We start from the raw sequence: 21,978 nt of genomic DNA on the forward strand, positions 1-21,978 counted from the left end.
TGTTTAAAACCGGGTATGAAATTGCGGCATTAAAACGCATAGTCCAGCGAATAGAGTATGAAGAAGCCAGGGAACGGTGATCTTTTCAGATTGCTGCACCCTGGCTTTTTGTTGTCAATTGAAATTCAAAACCGGGATTTCAATTTTTGTAATATAGTCCTCGATTCTGTCGATCACCAGTTCATTGATCCCAATCTCATAGGCATAGCCGGAGAACTGTAAATGGTGCTGCTCTGCGTAGCGGAGGATCGCTTCATAGCGGGCAGGCAGCCTGTCCCAATTCCCAATGCAGAATGCCCGCAAATAGACCCCGCCGGGGCGCCTGTGGAGTCCCATCCTGTTCTGCGTGTCCGGCAGTTCGATAAACAGCTTGGAGTAGTCCTCAAACCTCCGGGCCAGGAGGTTTTCCACCGGGAGCATGGAGCCGTAGGGAGTCTGGTACATACGCGGAAGCTGATATTTCTTGGTCTGCTCAAGAATCAGCTCGATCTCCTCCTCCAGGGACTTTTCCGGTGATGTTTGCACCGTCGCCAGATACTGCGGTTCCCGCTCAATGAGGGAGATCTCGGAGAGGTCCAGGTCCAAAAGTTCGGTCATCTCCTGGCGGCGGCTGCACAGTTTTGACCGGACGGCCTTCAGCCCCTGGATCGTCCGGTCCAGTTCTGAGATTTTATCCCGAAGCAGGTCCGCCATGCTCCCAGCGGACCTGTTTTTCATAAATTCCTGAATATCCCGGATGGGCACGTTCATGTCCCGGAGCAGCAGGATCACCTCCAGCTCCGTACTCTGGTAATAGCTGTATAGCCGGTACCCATTTTCTTCGTGGATAAACGCAGGCTTGAACAGCCCGATCTCATCATACCACATGAGTGTCTTTTTGTTGATCCCATGCAGAGCGGCAAACTGGCCGATGGTAAACAGCTTCGGTTTTTCCCGCAGCATTTTCAAAAACCCCCTTGACCGTACAGTAACTGTAGGGATTATGATACTCCATGCCGGTAACTACCACAAGAAGCAGGAGGAATTTCCGTGCAGAATGAAATTGCATACAGCAGACCCGTCACCCTGACAAACATTCTTAAATTTGCAGTCCCCACCATCGCCATGAGCGTATTCATGTCCTTCTATACGATGGTGGACGGGCTGTTCGTCTCAAACCTGATCGGGACCAGTGCCCTGTCTGCCCTCAATCTGGTCTATCCCGTCATCGCGCTGGTGACGGCCATCTCCACCATGCTCGCAACCGGCGGCAGCGCGGCTATCATGAGAAAGATGGGAGAGGGAAAGCCCGATGAAGCAAAGCAGGACTTTACGTTTCTGATCCTGGTCAATGTCCTGACCGGCCTTGTGATGTGCGGGCTGGGCTATCTGTTCATGGGGAAGATCTTCGGCTCCATGTCCCTGTCCCCGGAGGTCTCCGCCTATTGCTGGGAATATCTGAGCCGTTACCTGCTGTTCACCGTCCCTATTCTTCTGATGAATAACTTCACCCTCTATATGATCGCAGCAGGCAAGGCGTCCCTTTCCCTGCTCTGCTCCGTCGCCGGCGGCGTGACCAATATCGTGCTGGACTACCTGTTTATCGCCGTTTTCCGCTGGGGGATCGGCGGGGCGGCGGTTGCCACCGGCCTGGGGTACTCCATCACAGCCATCGTGGGCCTGCTGGTGTTCTCCAACCGGAACAGCCTGCTCCATTTTGTCAGGCCGGTCTGCCGGCCCCAAACGCTCGGGAGAGCCGTCACGAACGGCTGCTCTGAAATGGCCACCGCGCTGGTCAACGGCATCATCACGCTGATGTTCAACTGGACGATGCTCAAATATGTAGGGGAGGACGGCGTTGCCGCAATTACCATCATCTCCTATGTGCTGGCCTTTGCCGGGTCCCTGTATGCCGGTTATGCCTACGGGGTGGCCCCCATGCTCAGCTTTTATTACGGGGAACAGAACCATGAGAAGCTCAGGAAGCTGGTCCGCACCAGCCTGAAAATCATCGGCGCGATCGCGGCGGCCACCGTGCTCGTTTCTCTGGCTGTCACAGAGCCGCTGGTGTCCATCTTCGCCCGGCCCGGAACACCTGTCTATGACCTGGCTGTGGCAGGAAACCGGATCTGTTCCCTGGCCCTGCTCTTTGTGGGCTTCAACATTTTTGCAAGCGGGATGTTCACCGCACTTTCCAATGGGCTCATTTCGGCAGTGCTGGCGTTTTCCCGCACCTTTGTCTTTACACTGATCGCCATGCTGGTCCTCCCGGTCATTCTGGGCGTCACCGGGATCTGGCTGGCGACACCGGCCGCGGAGCTGGCGGCAGTCGTCCTGTCCGCCGTCATGCTCCTGAAATACCGGCGGCGCTACTGCTATTGATTCCAGGGGGGGAGTATTTTGAAGCTGGTGATTTTGCTGGCCGTAATCGCAGGAAAATGGCTTCTGTGCCTGTGGAGCGGCCTGGGCCTGGTTTTCCTGCTCTTTTGGCTGAAAGGGAAGCAGTTCAGGGGTAATAGCGAAAAATGGGACGATTTCTTTCTCACCCTGCCGCCGCAAAAGGTGGAGCAGTACGCGATTGGTATTTATCTGGCCGCCGCGCTGCTCTCGTCCGGCATCAGCTATTGTGTCCTGAAATGGGCGGGCTTCCAGCACAGTCTTTTGATCGCAGGTGCGCTGTTTGTGGTCGGAGCCTTGATTACAGAGTACCGGTGGTTCACAAAAAAGCGGGACTATGTGCTGAAGCGGTATCAGGAGATCCCGCAGACGATTTTGGAAAGAAGAAATGGAGAAAACAAAATGGATGGACAGATCGTATTGAGAGAATACCAGACATCAGACCGCCCGGCTTTGATCGGGATCATCCGGGAGACGTGGCAGTATGACAAGTTTGCCTCCCCCAAGGCGGCGCAGAAGCTGGCGCGGGCCTATCTGGACAGCTGCCTCACCAATCAGACCTTTACCCAGGTCGCGCTGGTGGATGAAGTCCCGGTGGGGATTATCATGGTCAAAGACCGCAGGGAGAAGAGATGCCCGTTCCGCCTCAGACTGCGGATGCTCCTCTCCGTGGCGTCGCTGTTCCTGTCCAAAGAGGGGCGTATGGTCACTAGGTTCTTTTCCGGCGTGGAAGAGATCGACCAGCAGCTCCTCCAGGACACCCAGACCGAGTACCAGGGAGAGATTGCCTTCTTTGCGGTCAATTCCAGATACCGGGGCATCGGCCTGGGGAAGAAGCTGTTTGATGCCGCGCGGGATTACATGAGGAACCGGCGGATCAGCAATTTCTTCCTGTTCACAGACACCACCTGCAATTACCCGTTTTATGAGTGCCGGGGCATGGAGCGCCGCGGGGAGCGCGTCCACACCTTTGCGGCAAAGAGAAAATCCGGGACCCTGACCATGTTTATTTACGATTCCTTCATAGAATGTTAAGACAGTTTCTGTCGTTTTCCCCTTCACGTGTGATAAAATGCCTTTCACGGCTCAACGATAAAGAGGTGTCTTTTACGAAATCCAGACAGCGTATTCTCTTCCTGACCGCAGCGGGGCTTCTGATTGTCGGAGGTGGATGGTTCCTATACTCCACCGGCTTTTTCCAGGCGGCGTCCTCTCAGGAATCCCTGCGGGCCTACATTGACGACTTTGCGCCATACTCCCACCTGTGTTTTTTCCTGCTCCAATTTCTCTCTGTCGTGCTGGCTCCGATCCCCAGCAATATTACCGCTGCCGCGGGCGGTGTTCTCTTTGGAACATGGCCTTCCTTTTTCCTCACCTTCGCCGCAGTAGTCGCCGGTTCCCTGCTGTTGTTCTGGTTGGCCCGGGTGCTGGGCCGGGACTTTGCCGGGCGTTTTGTCAGCCGGAGGCTGTCTGAAAAATATCAGCAGATCCTCCAGACCAAGGCTCCGGTGTTCCTCACTCTGGCGTTCCTTTTCCCCTTTTTCCCAGACGATCTTCTGTGCATCCTGGCCGGCCTGTCCTCGCTCTCATTCCGTTGCTTTGCGGTGATCGTCCTGCTTGCCCGCCCCTGGGGACTGCTCTTTGCCAGCGCCCTGGGCGGCGCCGCCTTTCATGTCTCTCCGTGGGCGATGGTTTTGATCGGTGTAGCGGGGTTAGTCCTGTTTCTTCTGGGGATGAAATATGGGGATCAGATCGAAGCGGCCATCCTGAAGCGCCTGTCCCGGCGGAAAGGCAATGATGCGGCCTGCTGATTGCGGCAGAGGTTCCGGCCTCTTTGGCTCAATGAGAATAGCGACTGTGGACAGCCCCAACAAGGCGGCCGCTTCCGGATTTCTGGCGGCGCTGTCTTGTTGGGGCGTAATCCTGCTTTGAGACAACTGGGATTGTGTTGGGCCATGGGGCGGCTTGTCTTTTATTTGAACTTCCCCTATACTATAACGATGGATATATTTTGTATGAAACGGAGAATTTGGTGATTCTTGATGAATAAAAAAGATTTGAAAATGCGGCCGGTAGGCAATGAGTATCTGGAACAATATAACGCCCTGCTGCGCTATGTATTCCAGGTGACGGATCAGGAGCTCAGTTCCGTGGGCTGGCAGGAGAAGGAGATCATCCGGGCGAAATTTCCAACCATGCAGAAAGCGGACGTGATCGGCTGGTTTGACGGCGACACCCTGGTTTCCCAGGTGGCGGTCTATCCGATGCGCGTCAAGGTTTTTGGGAAGACCTATTCCATGGGCGGCCTGACGGGAGTGGGGACCTACCCGGAATACTCCAATATGGGCCTGATGCACAAGCTGCTGGAGCAGGCCCTGAAAAACATGAGGGAGAAAAAGCAGTATATCTGCTATCTCTACCCCTATTCGATCCCCTATTACCGGCGAAAGGGCTGGGAACTGATCTCGGACAAGATCTCGTATGAGATCAAGGACTATCAGCTTCCGAAAAACCACCAGGTCGCCGGCAGCGTGCGCCGGGTGAAGGCGGACGGCGAGGAACTGAAGGAGACCTACGCCCGCTTTGCCGAGCATACCCACGGAGCCATCCTCCGGGATGAGCTGGCCTGGAACGAATACTGGCTCTGGGACCGGGACGATATCATGGCGGCAATCTACTATAACGAGAATGAGGAGCCGGACGGGTATATCATCTACTGGATCGAAAATGAAGTGTTCTATATCAAGGACATGATTTTCAATCATGAGGAGGCCCGCACGGGGCTGTGGAACTTTGTTTCCGCCCACTTCTCCATGATCGACCGGGTGGAGGGCAGCACCTATACGGACGAGCCGCTGGCCTTCCTGCTGGAGGACGCCAGCATCAAGGAGTCCATCTCTCCCTACTATATGGCGAGGATTGTGGATTTCCCCGCGTTCGTCGCGGACTATCCCTTCAAGGCGGACGGTACGGAGCGGGAGTGGCGCTTCTCCATGACGGACCCAATCATGGAGTGCAACCAGGGCTCGTTCCTGCTGAAGATATCAAAGGACGGCAGGGGGACGGCTGTGAAGATCTCCGAGCCGTGCGCCGACAGCATCAGCATCCAGACCATGACGACCATGCTGATGGGCTATAAGCGCCCGGACTACCTCGCCAAAATCGGGAGAATCCACGCCGGCGGGGAGACGATTGACATGCTGGAGGACGCGATTGAGCAGCAGCCGCCCTATATATCCGACTATTTCTAAGGGCCGGAATATCATTTTTTCAGACTACTTCCACAAAGGCAGGTGATCCCCCGCTATGCAGAAAGTTGATTTGCTGGAGGGCTCCATTGTTCGGAGCCTGACCAGTTTAGCCCTGCCCATCATGGCCACGTCTTTGATCCAGATGGCCTACAATATGACGGATATGATATGGATCGGCCGCGTATCAGCCAATGCGGTGGCGGCGGTGGGCGCCGCGGGAATGTATCTGTGGCTCGCCAACGGCCTTGCCATGATCCCGCGCCTGGGCGGGCAGGTCAAAGTGGCGCATGAGCTGGGCGCGCAAAATATAGAACGTGCGGCCTCTTATGGGCAGGCGGCATTCCATCTCGGGGCCTTGCTGGTGGTTCTGTTTACAACGCTTTGTATCACACTCAACGGGCCGCTGATCGCATTTTTCAGGCTGAACACGCCCTCTGTGATCGCGGACGCACGCACCTATCTGGTAATTGTGGCGGCCGGATTTTTCTTCTCATTCTTCAATCAGATTTTTACGGGGATGTTCACCGCTATGGGGGGAAGCGTGGTGGTTCTGCGCTCCACGGCCATCGGGCTGGTGGGGAACATCATTCTGGACCCGCTTATGATCTTTGGGATCGGCCCATTCCCGCAGATGGGCGTGGCCGGAGCCGCCACAGCCACCGTTCTGGCCCAGGCCATCGTAACAGCCATGTTCCTTCTGGCAGCCCGCCGCGAGATGACCGTTTTTCCGCAAATCCATATATTCCAGGCCAGTCAGTGGAGGGCCTGGGCGGAGATTTTGAAAATCGGTTTGCCTGTCTCCATCCAGAGCATGTTTTTCTCCGGCCTCTCCATGATCCTCGCCAGGCTCGTCGCGGGTTGGGGGGACGCCGCTATCGCGGCTCAGAAGGTCGGTTCGCAGATCGAGTCCATCTCCTATACCACGGCGGAGGGATTTGCCACGGCGGTCAACGCATTTATCGCACAAAACTTCGGCGCGGGCCGGATGGAGCGCATCCGTAAGGGGTATTGGACAGCCATCGGTATGATCGTTGTCTGGAGCGGCTTCACCACACTTATGCTGGTGGTCTTTCCTGTTCCGCTGTTCCGGATATTCATTCCGGATGACCACGTGCTGCAGACCGGCGTGAGCTATCTGCGGATCATGGGTTACTCCCAGATCTTGATGTGCCTGGAGATCACCTCCTCCGGCGCGTTCCAGGGACTGGGCCGCCCAATGCCGCCCACGCTGGCCGGTATCATCGGGAACGCCGCCCGCATCCCTCTGGCTGTATTCCTCAGCGCCACGGTACTGGGGCTGGATGGGGTCTGGTGGAGCATCAGCATCTCCAGCATTGCAAAAGGCATCGTCGTGTTCACCTGGTTTGTGGTGATCCTGCGCCGTTATACACACCGGCAGGCGCAGGGAGTTGACGGACTGGAGTGACTGTCCGCAGGCTGATTTTGGGTATTGTGCCAGGATACAATGCCTCGAAAATCCACCGGCAGGAGGTTGTACGGTTGCGGGATATTGCATACCAAGCGTTTCAAAAAGGAAATTGACCTTGCGCTGCTGGGGATCGAGAAATGGGCGGATGACCGTGCCTATTTCTGCACACCCAGAAAAGCCGGGATCATAGGCAGGAACGGAGTATCCGGAGCACTGTGCCGCCATGAGTTATACCGTTACGCTGGAACTGCAGGACGGCGCTATGACCCTTGCGGACCGCGGCGACGGGGATCGCCCCAGACAGGCGCCCTGCGCCCCGGATCAGCCGAAGACTACTTCGTATGTAGCAGGGAGCGGGTTTATCGGCGGTGCGGATGGCCCGGCATCCGCTTTTGTTGGAGAGGAGCAGGGAAAACTTCGGATGGCCTGTTCCTTGCTTCGTTTCGGCGGAGAATGTGGAATAGCGGATGATTTTCCACGAAAAGCAGTTTGAGGACATGACCCTGGAGTGGACTCCGTCAAATGAGGCCAAGCATTCCATATCTGGAAGATAGAATACGGCTGAGGTGCCTGCGCTGTTAGCGCCGACGTGACTTGACCAAAAGAGAGGTGGAAAAATCCTAGACCAAAATGAGTAACTAAGTATGGGACAGGGCAGGTTTCTATATATTTTCATCCTCTGGTCAACAATTCAAGACAGCCGCTGTGGAGGTTCCCACAGCGGCTGTTCGTTATGATTGTCAACTCCGTCCCGTTCTGGCATTGGCAAACCGGTCGACTATAAAGTTATATACATAATAGAAAAGGACGCCGAAACAACACCCGATGATGTTGTTTATAATACGGAGGATAATTGCTGATTTTACCCCAAAGATATTTGTAGCCATAAGAAGCGCGCCAAAACAGTTCAGAAGGGTTTTCCAATGATAGGCGGCGCAGAGGCCGAGCAGCAATCCTGAATAGATTCCCAGATACGAGTGGGCGGAAGCCGGAAGCAGTTGGTATACGATCCCAAATAAAACACTCCCAGCCACGACGCCGCCCAGGCGTTGAAATGCCCGTTTGTTTGGGCGCTCGCCATATTGCGATAGGACCGTCAGGCAGGCACAGCCCACCCACATGATCCGGTCTACCTGAAGTAGTTCTCCGACAAGGATTCCAAGCGATAATCCAAGCGTCACCTGAAACTGCCATTTTCCGAGGGGATCAAAGAGGGAAAAGTCTTTCACGATCTGCGAGAACGTTTTGCCGTAATCTTTCTTCCTGTGATTGATGTAGAAAATGATTCCGCACAGCAGGCATCCCAGCAGCATTTCGAATACCCGGAGCACGAGCAGATGTCCGCCAACCGGATTCCCGTATAGGAACATATAGGCAAACAGGTACAGGCCCGCCCCTCCGTATAACGGCTCGTGGCAGGCGGAGATCACGATAAAGCCGATGCTCAAGAAGTTGATCAGAAACCCCCACGCCGGATTTACGGACTGCGCAATGCAAGGGCTGAAGGTCAGCAGCACAAAGACAATAAAGAAGTTTATCAGGGAGCTTTTGAGGCAGTAGCCGAAGTCGACAAACCGGACCGTCAGCAGAATGCAGAAGATTACCACGGCGGCAGAGCTGTTTTCATCTCCAAACAGAAAGTTTAGAATAGAAATAAAAACGACTGCAAAGAGAACACAGAGGATATCCTTCACAATCAAGGCCGCAATCAATTTGTGCCGTTCAGACGGATTCGCTGCGTTTCTGATTTTCCCCTTACATACAGAGACATCTAATTGCATCGCCTGATAAAAGTTCATCTGGACCTTCCTTTCTCAGAGCATAATCCTATCATATCCGGCGGGGAAATCAAGAACGTAGCCTTTGTAAAAAAACTGTAAACAGTTCCGGACATGGGACTGTTAAAGCCGATCCGAATTGATGAAAACAGGCGGCGCCTTCCCTTAGCCGGAACAAATCAGAAAATTTGGGGAGTCACTGTCAACGGCGTGGGTGCAAGGGAGCGGGACAGGGTACTTACAGCTTCAGCTTCATCCGGTCCGTCTGAATGCCCCTGCCTGATTAGAACAGAGAGTTGTCGTTGTTCTGATCGGCAGGGGCGTTTTGTGTCCGAAGCCATTTCTGCGCAATGGCTTTGGACTTTTCTGAATAGGAGTCCTATGTTGCCTGCTAAATACAAACGGAGCAAAATGAAAGCGCAAAATATGAAACGGATGCGGCGGCCGGACTGTCGCTCCCTCGCACCGGACATCTTTCGCAGCAACGCATCAGCCATGGAGTACAGGCCAGCCCCGGCCCACTCTTTTAAAAAATGTTTGATCTGCCGGGACCTTCCTCTTAAAGCGGTGGGGAACCGACGCTGGCAGGCTGCTTGAAGTTACGACTGCTTTTCAAATAGAGGATAGTTCTGCGCATCTCCTGAAAAACGGCAGGACCTTATTTTCCTGCTGCATGAATACCTGCCGGAAGCCATTTCCACCAGTTGTACATTTCCGGGCGAATGCGGCGCAGGGTCATTCCGGTCACTGCCCCATCGCACATGGGGAAGTTCCTGTATAGAAAGGAGTATCAGCCGCCGCAGGCGGCTGATTACACACGTACAGCGAAACTCACCAAAAGACTCGAATGACGCCGCAGGTCACGGTGGTGGTAATGATTCCGGCGATGAGGACGCCAAGCGCGATGGCGGGGAGGGCTGTCCGGAGCCGGAGGTCCAGCACATCGGCCACCAGGGCGCCGGTCCAGGCCCCGGTCCCCGGCAGCGGGATTGCTACGAGGGTGATCAGGCCGATGGTGCGATACTTTTTCACGATTCGGCCCTTGAGGTGTGCCCGGCGTTCCAGCCAGTCGATTTTCGGTCCAACCCAGCTGGATTTGCGCAGCCAGCCAAAAATACGGCGGAGCAAAAGAATGAGAAAGGGGATTGGAAGGAGATTGCCGAGGATGGCGGCAGCCGCCGCTGCGGCTGGCGGCAGACCGGCGGCTATACCGGCCGGAATTGCACCGCGCAGCTCCAGCACAGGCACCATGGCAATGAGGAATGTCATGAGGAGCTCACCGAAAAAAGTATCGAATAAATCCATAGAATACACCTTTTTGTATGATAAATGTAACGATTGCATTCTACCATAGAGGGACGGATGCAGCAATGTTTATTTTTATCTGTACAAATCGAAACATGTATTTGGGCGGTAAGCAATAGAGGGCAGACGGTACAGCCTTACCCTAAAAGAAGAACGGCCCAAACCGGGAGGGGGGTCGGGAGGAACATCTGGCAAGCCATACATTATATATATTGGGACAGAGCGTATCAAAGTGTATGGATCGCAGACGATCTGCCGGAATGTTACGGTTATATTACAAGAGCTGCAAATCTATTGCAAACAGAAAATTGATCTGATATGATGCGTCTAGAACAAATGAGGAATCGCTCTTGGCTGCCCGGTACAGATACAGGAATGGCTAGCCACGGTATGTGTACCGTGTAAAAAAGAGGCTTCACTCAGGCGTTCTGAACTTCTAAAGCCGAACGCTCACCGAGGTAGTTTGGGGGGGGCCGCGTTTGCGGAGTGTATCTCTCCAAACGAAAACGGGAGCGGAAGGCGGAAATTTAAAGGAGGTAAACACCCAATGAAGAAGTTCCTTTCTCTGGTACTGGCTCTGGTGATGACCATGTCTCTGGTCACCGTCAGCGCTGGTGCTAAGGACTTCAGTGATGACGACAGCATCACCTATCAGGAAGCTGTTGACGTCATCTCCGAGATTGGTGTTGTCGACGGTTACACCGGCGGCGACTTCAAGCCCACTGATGTCCTGACCCGCGGTGCCGCCGCCAAGATCATCTGCAACCTGATCCTGGGGCCCACCACCGCTTCCGCTCTGAGCGCCAGCAGCGCTCCCTTTAAGGATGTGCCCGTGAGCAACACCTTCGCAGGCTACATCACCTACTGCGCCCAGGAGAAGATCATCAACGGCTATCCCGACGGCACCTTCCGTCCCACCGGCACCCTGACCGGCAACGCGTTCATGAAGATGCTGCTGGGCGCCCTGGGCTATGACAGCGCTGTCGAGAGCTACACTGGTCCCAACTGGTCCGTGGCCGTCATCAAGCAGGCCGCCGGTATCGGCCTGGACGACGGCAACGACGAGTTCGTCGGCTCCAAGGCCGTGACCCGTGAGGAGGCTGCCCTGTACGCCTTCAACATGCTGCAGGCCACCATGGTCGAGTACGACGCCAAGACTTCTGTCGACATCAACGGCGCTACCGTGACCATCGCCGGCGACAAGGCCAAGGAGATCGAGAACACCTCTCGTACCGACGGCTACATCGACGACGACAACAAGATGCAGTTCGCTGAGAGATACTTCACCGACCTGCGCCTGACCACCGACACCACCGATGACTTCGGCCGTCCCGCCAACACCTGGCGCTTCAAGGGCGTTGAGGTTGGCACCTTCGCCAAGACCGCTGACGCCACCTACACCGCCGACGTGAAGCTGGGCCAGATCTACTCTGACCTGGGCATGTCCGACAAGGACGAGGCTGCTCCCGTCTTCGTGGACGGCGTTGAGGCCAGCGAGTCCGCCAAGGTCTCCAAGGGCAACGACCTGAAGGTCAGCGAGCTGAAGTTCACCAACTCTCCCGTTGCGAAGTGCAACGTCGGCAACGGCACTCTGGTCGAGGCCTATCTGGATGAGGATACCAACGATGTCACCATCGTGGCTATCAACACCTACGTGGCTGAGGTCAACAAGGTTGTGGCCAAGACCAACTCCAAGGATGCTTACATCACCCTGTCCGAGCTGGCTGCTGAGAACGGCGCCACCTCCGGCCTGCGTGCCAACGACGAGTTCGAGACCACTGGTTTCGAGAACGACCAGATCGTCCTCTTCACCTATGCCAACAACGAGATCCAGTCTGTCAAGGCTGCTGAGTCCGCTGAGGGCACTCTGACCAGAAAGGTTTCCGGCAAGTCCATCAACCTGGGTGAGACCAAGTATGACTTCTCCAAGATGTATTCTGTGGACGGCGGCGAGAGCAGCCTGGGCATCGACAGCGAGTATGTCGTGTACCTGGATGCCAACGGCTATGCCATCTACGTCGAGGAGACTGAGTACAACATCGCTGACTACGCCTATCTGCGCGCTCTGCAGGGTTCCAGCGTTGCTTTCGCCTCTGACAAGGCTGCTCTGATCACCTATGACGGCAAGATGAAGACCGTCGACACCAAGGAGGACTACACCAACGACTTCGCTGGCTATGGTTCTGAGCTGCAGATTGGTGATCCCAAATCTGAGATTGTCCTGGTGAAGGAGACCTCCAAAGGCGAGTATCGCCTGAAGGATCTCGACACCAAGAATCCCAGCATTGCTAAGGCCGAGGACTCCTTCGAGCTGCGGAACGGCGTGGCCCGGATCAACCTGACTAACAAGGGCGTGACCAACGCCTCCGATGCCAAGCAGGGCACCGACTACATCTATGCCGACAGCAAGACGGTGTTCGTGGTGGGCACCTATGACAGCGGTGCTCGCGAGAATTGGAAGAATGCTACCTATCGCGCCTACACCGGCATCAACAACGCTCCCACCATCGTGGACGACAACGACAGCAGCCCGGCTACCAATGCCATCGGCATGAGCTACTACTGCCGCAACAACGGCGTTGCCACCATCGTGTACCTGAGCGTGGACGAGGCTGACTACAAGGTCACCGGCGGCAACAACGACGTGATCTTCTTCGCCTTCGAGTCCGGCAGCAAGAAGATCGAGGACTCCGACAACGAGTACTACACCTACAACGCAGTTGTGGATGGCAAGATCGTTGAGGGCGTCAAGGTCGATGCCAGCGTGAAGATCAACAACAGAACTTCCAACGGCTCCTTCAGCAGCAACGTGGTCTTCACTGGCGCCGATTATGACGACGGTGTGATCACCGGCCTGGACAAACTGGGCAACTCCGGCACCGTCACCGGCATCAACAAGGTGAACAATGAGAACGTCGTGCTTGGCTACGGCAACGGCTCTGAGTCCACCTATGTGGTCGCCGACGATGCGAAGATCTTCTTCATCGACGATGACGGCACCATTACCGAGGGTGCGGTGAGCAACATCCGCCGCTCCGACGAGGATGTCGTGACCTACGTCCTGGAGGATGGCCAGATCAGCTATCTGTTCATCCAGCAGTACTTCGAGGATAACGACCAGTCCTCTTCCGGCGGCAGACAGGAGCTGACCAGCATCACTGGTGTGACCTATTCTGCTCCCAACCTGACCCTGACTCTGAACGGCACCAACGCCGGCCAGAACTACAAGGTCACCCTGAAGATGATCGTTGCCGGTGTGACCACTGAGCTGGGCACCTACACGGTCACCGGCGCCACCGGCGCTACCAGCACCACCGCTGTCCTGTCCGTGGGCACTCTGGCCAGCATCGCTGCCAGCGGCGGTATCTACATGGTCTCCTGCGGCGGTCAGAACGCAACGTTCACTGCCTAAGGAACTGTGTCAACGTGCTGATGCACTAAGACAAAAAGGATTCCCGGACTTCTGTCCGGGAATCCTTTTTATGTGTCAGGCATAGTCAAAGCCGGTCGGCACGCCCTCTGATAGCTTCTCTCTGCACGGACACACGGCTTGCGAGGATTTGCACAGGCTTTGGCCCAGTTGGCAGAGGAAACGAACTGGTGAATGAGCCGTTCCTTCGCCGCCAGCACCGGAAGAGTCGAAGGTCCCCCGGACTTTTGTCCGGGGGCGTTCCTTTGGGTTACAGTTTCCAGCCCCAGAGGATGATTTTCCCTTCCCCGTTGATGGTTCCGGCGTCCGTCATAAAGTTCAGCGTCTTCAGGTCCTTCGGCGCGATGGAGGGGATGGTGCTGTAATAGGGCGGGTTCGATGTATCATAGATATGCTCACAGATACAGGCAATGGGGGAGAGATAAGTTGCCAGACGGATCTTTGCTTTGCCTTGACCCAGGAGGCCGCTCATCTCCAGGCGGCACAGGTAGTTTTGGTGCGTGCCCGGATGGAAATAGCTGTCTGTCGCAATATTGTTGCAGCGCAGATAGATATAGTGATAGGCTGTGGAGAGGATGGGGACGATCCACACCTCCGTGTACTGCGTGAAGTCGATCTGTGATACATCCACATCCACCTGCGCTGCTTCCTGCGTGACAGGCACTTCCAGAAGTTTTACCAGTGGGACGGCCTCGGCGGCTGCGGCTGCCTCCCGGCGGATGGCGGCATCCTGAGCCGTTCTCGCCTGCTGCTCCGCCGCGTCCGCGGCTGCCAGGGAGGCCAGGGCTGTCTCCAGCTTCTGATTGTCCCCGTTGAAATCCTCCATCCGGATGCGGTCCGTCAGCTCCCACTGGTTGAGATGAAATTGACTGGTCTGCTGCAAATTCTTCACCCTTTCCCGAAAATTGTGGCGGGAAAACTCCCGCTATCCAATCCCCCCTGACCGGAAGAAATTGCAGAATTTCGTGCAACAAAAAATTCCCCCGGACCGAAGTCCGGGGGAATTTTCAACCGCGGGTACAATCACCCTTCTGGCGGGTAATCAGACACCCAACACAAAGCTCTGGTCGCCGCAGGTCACCATGTAGGTGGAGCCCGCAGACAGAGCGGCAGAGATGGTGGCGGTCGTCGTTGTCGCGGCGCCAGTCACGTTGGCGGTCGTCAGCTTCACCAGGGTGCCGCCGTTGACCAGGGAGATGGTCACGGGGTAGACCTGTCCGGCGTTCGTGCCGGTCAGAGTGACAGTGACGGTGCCGCTGCTGTAGCTTGCGCTGATCCCGCTCAGGACCACGCCGCTGCTACCGGCGCCCTCCTGCTTGCCGTTGTCAACTTCCTGGATGAACAGGTAGGCGATGTCGCCGTCAGTCACATCGAGGAGGCCGATGTAGGTAGCAGTGGAGTCGGAGCTGATGTTCTTCACATCGTCGATCTTGGTGATAACACCATCGGTATCGATGTAGTACATCTTGGCGTCAGAGGCAACCGTGTAGCGGACGCTGGCGGAAGCCGTCGTGCCGTTCAGGCCGATGCTGTAGGAGCCGGAGAGCTTCCACACGCCGGTGCCCTTGAGGGTGGTGTAATCAGATGTGGAGATATCATCAGCGGAGGTCAGCAGACCCTTGTTGTTGTAGTCAGCATTGGTCACAACCTGGTTGACCGTGTCGTTGCCAGCCACGACCACAGAGCCAGCATCCTGAGCGGCCTTGACCTTCACGGTGGTGATCTCGTCGTCCACAACTGCGTTGTACAGGTAGTACTGGTTGTTGTCGCCATCGGTGATCATCTTGGTGGCGGACTCAGCAGCCAGGAACACCACATCGCGCTTGCCGTTGGTGACATAGGCGCCGGTGGCGTCGATGAAGGCGAAGGTCACCACATCGCTGGAGCCGCTGGTGGTGTAGACCATCTCAACAGCCTTGGTCTCCACAGCGGGAGAGGTGGTCGGATCATCAGACATGATGGTGGGAGCGTTCTTGATGCCCTTGTAGACGGAATAGTCAGTCTTGCCGCGGGCATCGCTCTCAGCCACCACGAACACGGTCTCACTGTTGCCATACACCGTAGTGCCGGTTTTGGTGGTGATAGCCGCGCGGGTGTTCTTCATCTCGAAGGTGTTAGCGCCGCCGGACAGAACGCCATTTGTAGCAATGCTGGCATCGGCAGTGGTGGTGATGGTGGGGTTGCCATTCTTATGAACATTGGCGGCCTGACGCAGAGCGTACTCGCCCTTGTCGTCAGCGCGGTAGTAGACGATGGTGCCCTCCAGAGAGGTGTAATCGTCGTCAGTATCCACCGTCTTCACGGAGCCGTCGGACATGACCAGCTGAACCTGATCCTTGCCGAAGCGGCTGTTGCTGCTCTGGGTGTAGAGCACATACGCGTACTGAGAGGCGTCGAACTCCTGCTCATCCACATAGATGACCATGCCGTTGGTATCCAGATAGATGACATAGTCGCTCTTGGTGGTCATGCTGGTCTCAGAGCCGAAGGAGAACGCAATGTTCTTGGAGTACTTGTACTCGGTATCGGCCAGAGTCAGGTTCTTGCCCAGGGTGTACTTGTCGAGGGTGCCCTCCACGGACTCGGCCTTCACAACGGACTTGATCTCGTCCGCGCTCTGGGAGTAGGTGAACAGGACCACATCGTCTTCCTCGAAGTTGTCGGTATTGGTCTCAAAGCGGGCCTTGCTGCCGGAGATGGACACAGAGGTAGAAGCGTCCTTCTCGGTCACGAGGCTCTCGGAGTTCACGACAACATAGGGATCGGAGACCTTCTCTTCCTTGGAGGAGATGGTGCCCACATAGGTGTCGATGATGCAGATGGTGACATCGTTGTTGTCCTCATCGTAGAAGACCTCAACGGTGCTGCCGTCAGCCACCAGCTTGTTGTTGGCGCTGGAGCTGGAGACCTTGACGGTGTTGCCCTTGGACACGGCAACATCATCGGCCTCGACGCCGTTGTAATAGACCTCGGCGTTCTTGTCCTTCTCGCTCATGTCGAGATCGCTGTAGATATCACCCAGCTTCACGTTGCTGGTGTAAGTCACATCAGCGGCGTCCGCATAGGTGCCGATCTTGTCGCCCTTGAAAGTCCACTTGGTGGCGGGACGGGCGAAGTCGTCGGTGGTCTCGGTCTTGTCCAGCTTGTCGAAGTAGCGCTCGGCAAACTGCAGGTTGGGCTTGTGCATGTTGTTGTCGTAGGAGCCCTGCGCAACTTCCTTGGCCTTGTCGCCGGCGATGGTCACGGTAGCGCCGTTGATGTCAACAGAGGTCTTGGCGTCGTACTCGACCATGGTGGCCTGCAGCATGTTGAAGGCGTACAGGGCAGCCTCCTCACGGGTCACGGCCTTGGAGCCGACGAACTCGTCGTTGCCGTCGTCCAGGCCGATACCGGCAGCCTGCTTGATGACGGCCACGGTCCAGTTGGCACCGGTGTAGCCCTCAATGGCGCTGTCATAGCCCAGAGCGCCCAGCAGCATCTTCATGAACGCATTGCCGCTCAGGGTGGCGGTGGGACGGAAGGTGCCGTCGGCGTAGCCGTTGATGATGCCCTGCTGAGAGCAGTAGGTGATGTAGCCTGCGAACACGTTAGTCACGGGCACATCCTTGAAGGGAGCGGTGTCAGCGCTCAGGTAGGAAGCGGTGGTGGGCCCCAGGATCAGGTTGCAGATGATCTTGGCGGCGGCACCGCGGGTCAGGACTTCAGTGGGCTTGAAGTCGCCGCCGGAATAACCGTCGACAACGCCGATGCCGCTGATGACGTCGACAGCTTCCTTGTAGGTGATGCTGCCGTCATCACTGAAGTCCTTGGCGCCGGCGCTGACGGTGACCAGAGACATGGTCATCACCAGAGCCAGTACCAGAGAAAGGAACTTCTTCATTGGGTGTTTACCTCCTTTAAATTTCCGCCTTCCGCTCCCGTTTTCGTTTGGAGAGATACACTCCTCGCACAACGGCTTGCGGCCCTTGTGGGCCAGCGGTTTTCCGAACAACTTCGGTAGCATTTTGAGTTTTCATGCTACCAAACGGCTGCAAAGCTTGGAAACCCTGGAAAGTCTGGTAGCAAAATTAAAGATTTGGTAGCAGCCAATTATGGAAATTTTTTGATGCATCAGATCAGCCGAGGATTGTGATGACATCCAATGCGCTTTCCGGTACCGCTCTTTCTCTGAATGATTTGGTCTGAAAGGCGGGCCCGCGCTTTCTTGAAACGGATGTCACATCGTTGAAAAATAAAAATACACAGGCATTCCGCCCCTCGCAGAGGTGGATTCCCTTTGTCCGGACTGCGGACTGAAAAGCGAAGGATGATTAAAAATGAGTGACAAATATAATCTGCTAATTTGATACATAAATGAAACCATTGGAATAGACAATGAACAAGAAATCTGATATAATTTTGCGCGGTAAAAGACTATTCTCGCGAGAGGAGCAATTTCATGAAGCGAAAAAAAACCGTGCCGGCAGAGGTGGTTCCAAAACCGGTGAATGATGCGGCGCCTGTGCCGGAGAAAGACCATCCGCTGTATGACCGCCTGTTTGTTGTGGGATTTGCGGTGCTGCTGTTTTTTGCCATGACGGTGCAGACGGTTCCCATGAGCCTGATTCTGGCGGCTGTGGCATTGGCGCTGTCCTTTGGCAGGGGGGGCTATGCACGGTTTCGCGGCCGCCTGGGAATCCCGGTCCTGGGGTTTCTGGCCTTTTTGATCCTCTGCGGGGCCGCCAGCCTGTATACGAGCTTCGGCGCCTACGCTTACGGAGAATATGCCAAGCTGCTGGCGTCCGGAGCCCTGGGCCTGCTGCTGTTGGCACGCGGACGGGAACAGAACGCCGGCGGACTCCTGTTCAGCTTCTCTGCCGTGTGCGGAGTGATTGGGCTTCTATGTATCGATGCCGGGTGCCGGGGACCGCTCTTTCGCGGCTTTGCCTCTTTTATGGAGGGGCTTGGGGATGCAGCTTATCAGAGCCTGGATCAAGCGACCTATACGGGCGCCCGGTTTGACGGCATCTATAACGACGCAAACCTGACCGGCAGCCTGATGGCGCTGGCGGTCTTGGTGGGACTCTACCTGATCCGTACAGGACGGAAACCGTGGGAGCGATTTGCGGCCTGCTTTCTGACCGGACTGTCCGCAGTGGCCTTTTTTACCGCGATGAGCCGTGGTGCCATTCTCTGCTTTGGCGCGACAGTCCTCTGCTATCTGTTGTTTGTGGGAAAAGGGCAGCGGGGCCAGCTGTTCCTGCTCCTGTTTTTCACGGCGTTATCCATGGGCGCATTCGGTCTGCTGTCTATGACGCTGCTCTCCTCCGGCTCTGTTCTTGGGACATTGGCCGCGTTGCCATGCGGACTTGTGCTCTGGGGCCTGTATGAAGGTTTGGGCCAGAAGGCGGCAGAGGTTCTCAATGGACACCCCCGCCTGATCGCGGGGATTGCTACCGGTCTGGTGGTGCTCTGCGCTGCGGGAACGGTGGCCGCTTTTACGCTGACGGAGCCCTTCGTCTGCACGGAGGAAAATGTTCTTTACCGGGGCGCGGACGTCACCTCCGGGGAGACCTATACCATCACCGGCGACTGGGACAACGGCGATGAGATCACTCTGATGGCCTATGGCTCCACCCAGGCGCAGGAGATGGAAAACCGGACGGAGACTTATTACAGCGGACCGCTGTCCGAGGCCTCCTTTACCGTGCCGGAGGGGATTACCCGGGTACTCTTCCAGTTCCGGGGACCGGAGGGGACTCAGATCCGCTCTCTGTCCCTCTCCGACGGTACGAAGATCCCCACATCCTATACGCTGCTGCCGGAAAACCTGGTGAGCCGGTTCCAGAAGAATCTGTTTCAGGACCGCAGCTTCCTGCTGCGGGTGCAGTATCTCAAGGACGGCTGGACCCTGTTTACGCAATCACCGTTGACGGGGCACGGCCTGGGCGCTACGGAGGGTCTGCTGACCTCGGTGCAGCCCTTCTTCTACCAGTCCCTCTATCTGCATAACCATATCCTGCAGGTGATGGACGAGACGGGTCTGCTGGGTCTTGCGGCGTTCCTGGCGCTGATGCTGGGTGCGGCATGGCTGCTGGTGCGGCGGCTGCGGACACAGCAGGATGGTATGGCTGCGGTATTGCTTGCCTGCTGGGTGATGATGAATCTCCACGGGTTGATGGAGATCTCCTTCTCCGTGCGGATGTTCCAGTGTGCCGCGTTTTTCCTGGTCCTTATGAGTGTTGTCTCCTGTGGGGAGCCCGCGGAGGGGAGAAGCGGCGTGCGGATCCTCCGGGTCGTAGGGACCCTGGCCGCCGCACTCTGGCTGGTCGTTTCCTTTGCGATGCTTTTGGGCAGCCAGATGGCACAGGCGCAATTCAGGGACTTCGATACGACGGATATGACCCGGTCGGAATTCCTGGACAGCATGGAAAAGCTGGATCGGATGGACGCCTATACCGATCAGGATTATAAGGTCAACCGGATGGTCAATGCACTGCAGGAGGGGGGCAGCCTCAATCTGGGTGTGGCGTCCCGCTGTGCCCGGGAACTGCGGGAGACCGGGGACTTTGACGCTTGTTATAAAGTCGCCGCTTACTATTATCTGCCCCTGCAGGATCTCTCCGGCTTCTTTGAGATCATGCAGGAGGGACTGGCTCAGGAGCGGTCTAATGCCGATGCGTGGAACAGTGCCTTTGATCTGTACGGACAGGCCTTTGCGCAACTGGACGAGTCGCAGATGGATGCGTTTGTGGCAGGCGTCTTGGCAACCATGGAACAGATGGAGCAGGCCAACGAGTATTTGCTGGTTCCGGTGGCGCTGGATGAGGCCAATCAGGCTCTCGCGGATAGTGTGACCACCGTGGAGACGGAGGACCTGGATGCCTCTGCCGCGTATGCGCTGCTCTCTGCGGTATTTGCCGGGCAGCAGGAATAAGTGGAAAAGAAAACAGAATGGTCCTGAATCCATCGGAACTATCCTGCTTTTACAGAATTATGGCAAAAAGGAAAAAGAATAAGCCGGAAAACTTATCAAAAGTTACCCAAAAACTTGAGCTGCGTCGAAAAATGTGCTAAAATATAAGCTGATTAACTAGGAAAAATGACGAGAAGATGTTTTCTCATTCAGAAGTTTATCTGTGGGTAGCATCTAGAATCTGGGAAGTACCGCCGGACTGGCGTGCGATACGGACCCAGCCGGTCAAATCAAAAGCAGGATGTGTTGTTTATATGGAAAAGATCCCGTTTTCCCCGCCGGATATTACCCAGGCGGAGATCGATGAAGTGGTGGATACCTTGCGGTCCGGCTGGATCACCACCGGTCCCAAGAGCAAACAGTTTGAGCGGGAGATCGCGGCCTATTGCGGAACGGATACCGCGGTGTGTCTCAACTCCGCTACCGCCAGCCTGGAGCTGACGCTGCGTGTACTGGGGATCGGCCCCGGGGACGAGGTGATCGTACCGGCTTATACGTATACAGCCACAGCCAGCCCGGTATGTCATGTAGGCGCCACGCTGGTGATGGTGGACAGCCAGCCGGACTGTTATGAGATGGATTATGCACAGCTTGAAAAAGCCATTACGCCGCGCACCAAGGCCATCATCCCGGTGGATGTGGGGGGGATCCTGTGTGATTACACCCGTATTTTTTCCATCGTGGAAGATCGCCGGGGAGACTTTTCACCGGCATCTCCTCTGCAGGCGCAGCTGGGGCGGATCGCGGTGATCGCGGATGGCGCGCACAGCTTCGGTGCGGTCCGCGGCGGCATCCGCAGCGGTGCATGGGCGGATTTCACCACCTTTTCTTTCCATGCGGTGAAGAATCTCACCACCGCAGAGGGCGGCGCAGTGACCTGGCGCAGGGATCTGGGTCTGGATGATGCGGCGCTCTATCGTCGCTATATGCTGCTGAGCCTTCACGGCCAGGACAAGGATGCCCTGGCTAAGACCAAGGCCGGCGCGTGGGAATATGACATTGTGGCGCCTCTTTACAAGTGCAACATGACGGACATCATGGCCGCCATTGGCCTGGCCCAGCTGCACCGGTATGAGGAACTGCTGGCCAAGCGGTATGCCCTGGTGGAGCAGTATCATGAGCTGCTGGCGAGTACGGCCATTCGCCCCGCCCGGCACCTGACGGAGGATGGCCGCTCCAGCTGCCACCTGTATCTGACGGAGCTGGAGGGGAAGACCCTTTCCCAGCGCAATGCCGTCATTGATGCTCTGGCCCAGCAGGGAATCGCCTCTAATGTCCACTATAAACCACTGCCTCTGCTGACGGCATACCGGGATCTGGGATTCCGGATGGAGGATTATCCCAACGCCTATGGCTTGTATGAGCGGGAGCTGACGCTGCCGCTGTATTCCACACTGACCCAGGCCCAGGCAGAGCGGATCTGCGGGGCACTGCGGGAGATCCTGTAGGAGGAA

General features: G+C 56.2%; 13 protein-coding genes. 8 read left to right on the forward strand and 5 right to left on the reverse strand.

Annotated features, from left to right (window positions below; all coding sequences use genetic code 11):
• Positions 1-114: 114 nt before the first annotated feature.
• On the reverse strand, positions 115-942 hold the full coding sequence (locus OCV80_RS05690; RefSeq protein WP_021748948.1) for a MerR family transcriptional regulator: 828 nt from the start codon (positions 940-942) through the stop codon (positions 115-117).
• A gap of 87 nt (positions 943-1,029) precedes the next feature.
• On the opposite strand from OCV80_RS05690, the gene OCV80_RS05695 reads away from it, so the two are divergent.
• The 5 genes from OCV80_RS05695 to OCV80_RS05715 all read left to right on the forward strand — a co-directional run bounded on the left by OCV80_RS05695 (position 1,030) and on the right by OCV80_RS05715 (position 7,053).
• Positions 1,030-2,361, forward strand: coding sequence for an MATE family efflux transporter (locus tag OCV80_RS05695; RefSeq protein WP_136891520.1), 1,332 nt, complete (start codon positions 1,030-1,032; stop codon positions 2,359-2,361).
• A gap of 27 nt (positions 2,362-2,388) precedes the next feature.
• Positions 2,389-3,411, forward strand: coding sequence for a GNAT family N-acetyltransferase (locus OCV80_RS05700; RefSeq protein ID WP_249390916.1), 1,023 nt, complete (start codon positions 2,389-2,391; stop codon positions 3,409-3,411).
• Between the two features lie 65 nt (positions 3,412-3,476).
• Positions 3,477-4,187, forward strand: coding sequence for a TVP38/TMEM64 family protein (locus OCV80_RS05705; RefSeq protein ID WP_249390697.1), 711 nt, complete (start codon positions 3,477-3,479; stop codon positions 4,185-4,187).
• 231 nt (positions 4,188-4,418) lie between these two features.
• Positions 4,419-5,627, forward strand: a complete 1,209-nt coding sequence (locus OCV80_RS05710) for a GNAT family N-acetyltransferase (RefSeq protein ID WP_025543535.1) — start codon at positions 4,419-4,421, stop codon at positions 5,625-5,627.
• A 55-nt stretch (positions 5,628-5,682) separates the two neighbouring features.
• Complete coding sequence (locus OCV80_RS05715; protein WP_119310657.1) at positions 5,683-7,053, forward strand: MATE family efflux transporter; 1,371 nt, start codon at positions 5,683-5,685, stop codon at positions 7,051-7,053.
• A gap of 743 nt (positions 7,054-7,796) precedes the next feature.
• On the opposite strand, the gene OCV80_RS05720 is transcribed toward OCV80_RS05715, so the two are convergent.
• Together OCV80_RS05720 and OCV80_RS05725 are read right to left on the reverse strand one after the other, a co-directional pair.
• A complete protein-coding gene (locus tag OCV80_RS05720; RefSeq protein ID WP_119310658.1) occupies positions 7,797-8,855 on the reverse strand; it encodes an FUSC family protein in 1,059 nt (352 codons plus the stop codon).
• 810 nt (positions 8,856-9,665) lie between these two features.
• A complete protein-coding gene (locus OCV80_RS05725; RefSeq protein WP_267288272.1) occupies positions 9,666-10,139 on the reverse strand; it encodes a COG2426 family protein in 474 nt (157 codons plus the stop codon).
• A gap of 547 nt (positions 10,140-10,686) precedes the next feature.
• Here OCV80_RS05725 and OCV80_RS05730 point away from each other — a divergent pair.
• Positions 10,687-13,551, forward strand: coding sequence for an S-layer homology domain-containing protein (locus OCV80_RS05730; protein WP_267288273.1), 2,865 nt, complete (start codon positions 10,687-10,689; stop codon positions 13,549-13,551).
• Positions 13,552-13,819: 268 nt separating this feature from the next.
• Here OCV80_RS05730 and OCV80_RS05735 read toward each other — a convergent pair whose 3' ends face one another.
• Together OCV80_RS05735 and OCV80_RS05740 are read right to left on the reverse strand one after the other, a co-directional pair.
• The gene (locus OCV80_RS05735; RefSeq protein WP_267288274.1) at positions 13,820-14,452 is read right to left on the reverse strand and encodes a hypothetical protein; all 633 of its coding nucleotides are present in this window, start codon (positions 14,450-14,452) and stop codon (positions 13,820-13,822) included.
• 159 nt (positions 14,453-14,611) lie between these two features.
• Positions 14,612-17,449 carry an S-layer homology domain-containing protein gene (locus tag OCV80_RS05740; protein ID WP_267288275.1) on the reverse strand — a complete coding sequence of 946 codons (2,838 nt, stop codon included), beginning with the start codon at positions 17,447-17,449 and terminating at the stop codon, positions 14,612-14,614.
• 558 nt (positions 17,450-18,007) lie between these two features.
• Here OCV80_RS05740 and OCV80_RS05745 point away from each other — a divergent pair.
• Both OCV80_RS05745 and OCV80_RS05750 read left to right on the forward strand, forming a co-directional pair.
• A complete protein-coding gene (locus tag OCV80_RS05745) occupies positions 18,008-20,485 on the forward strand; it encodes an O-antigen ligase family protein (RefSeq protein ID WP_119310663.1) in 2,478 nt (825 codons plus the stop codon).
• A gap of 293 nt (positions 20,486-20,778) precedes the next feature.
• Positions 20,779-21,972 (forward strand): DegT/DnrJ/EryC1/StrS family aminotransferase, encoded by a 1,194-nt coding sequence (locus tag OCV80_RS05750; protein ID WP_119310664.1) that lies wholly within the window; start codon positions 20,779-20,781, stop codon positions 21,970-21,972.
• Positions 21,973-21,978 lie beyond the last annotated feature (6 nt).

The organism is Oscillibacter acetigenes, assembly GCF_025567605.1.
Taxonomy (GTDB): domain Bacteria; phylum Bacillota; class Clostridia; order Oscillospirales; family Oscillospiraceae; genus Oscillibacter; species Oscillibacter welbionis.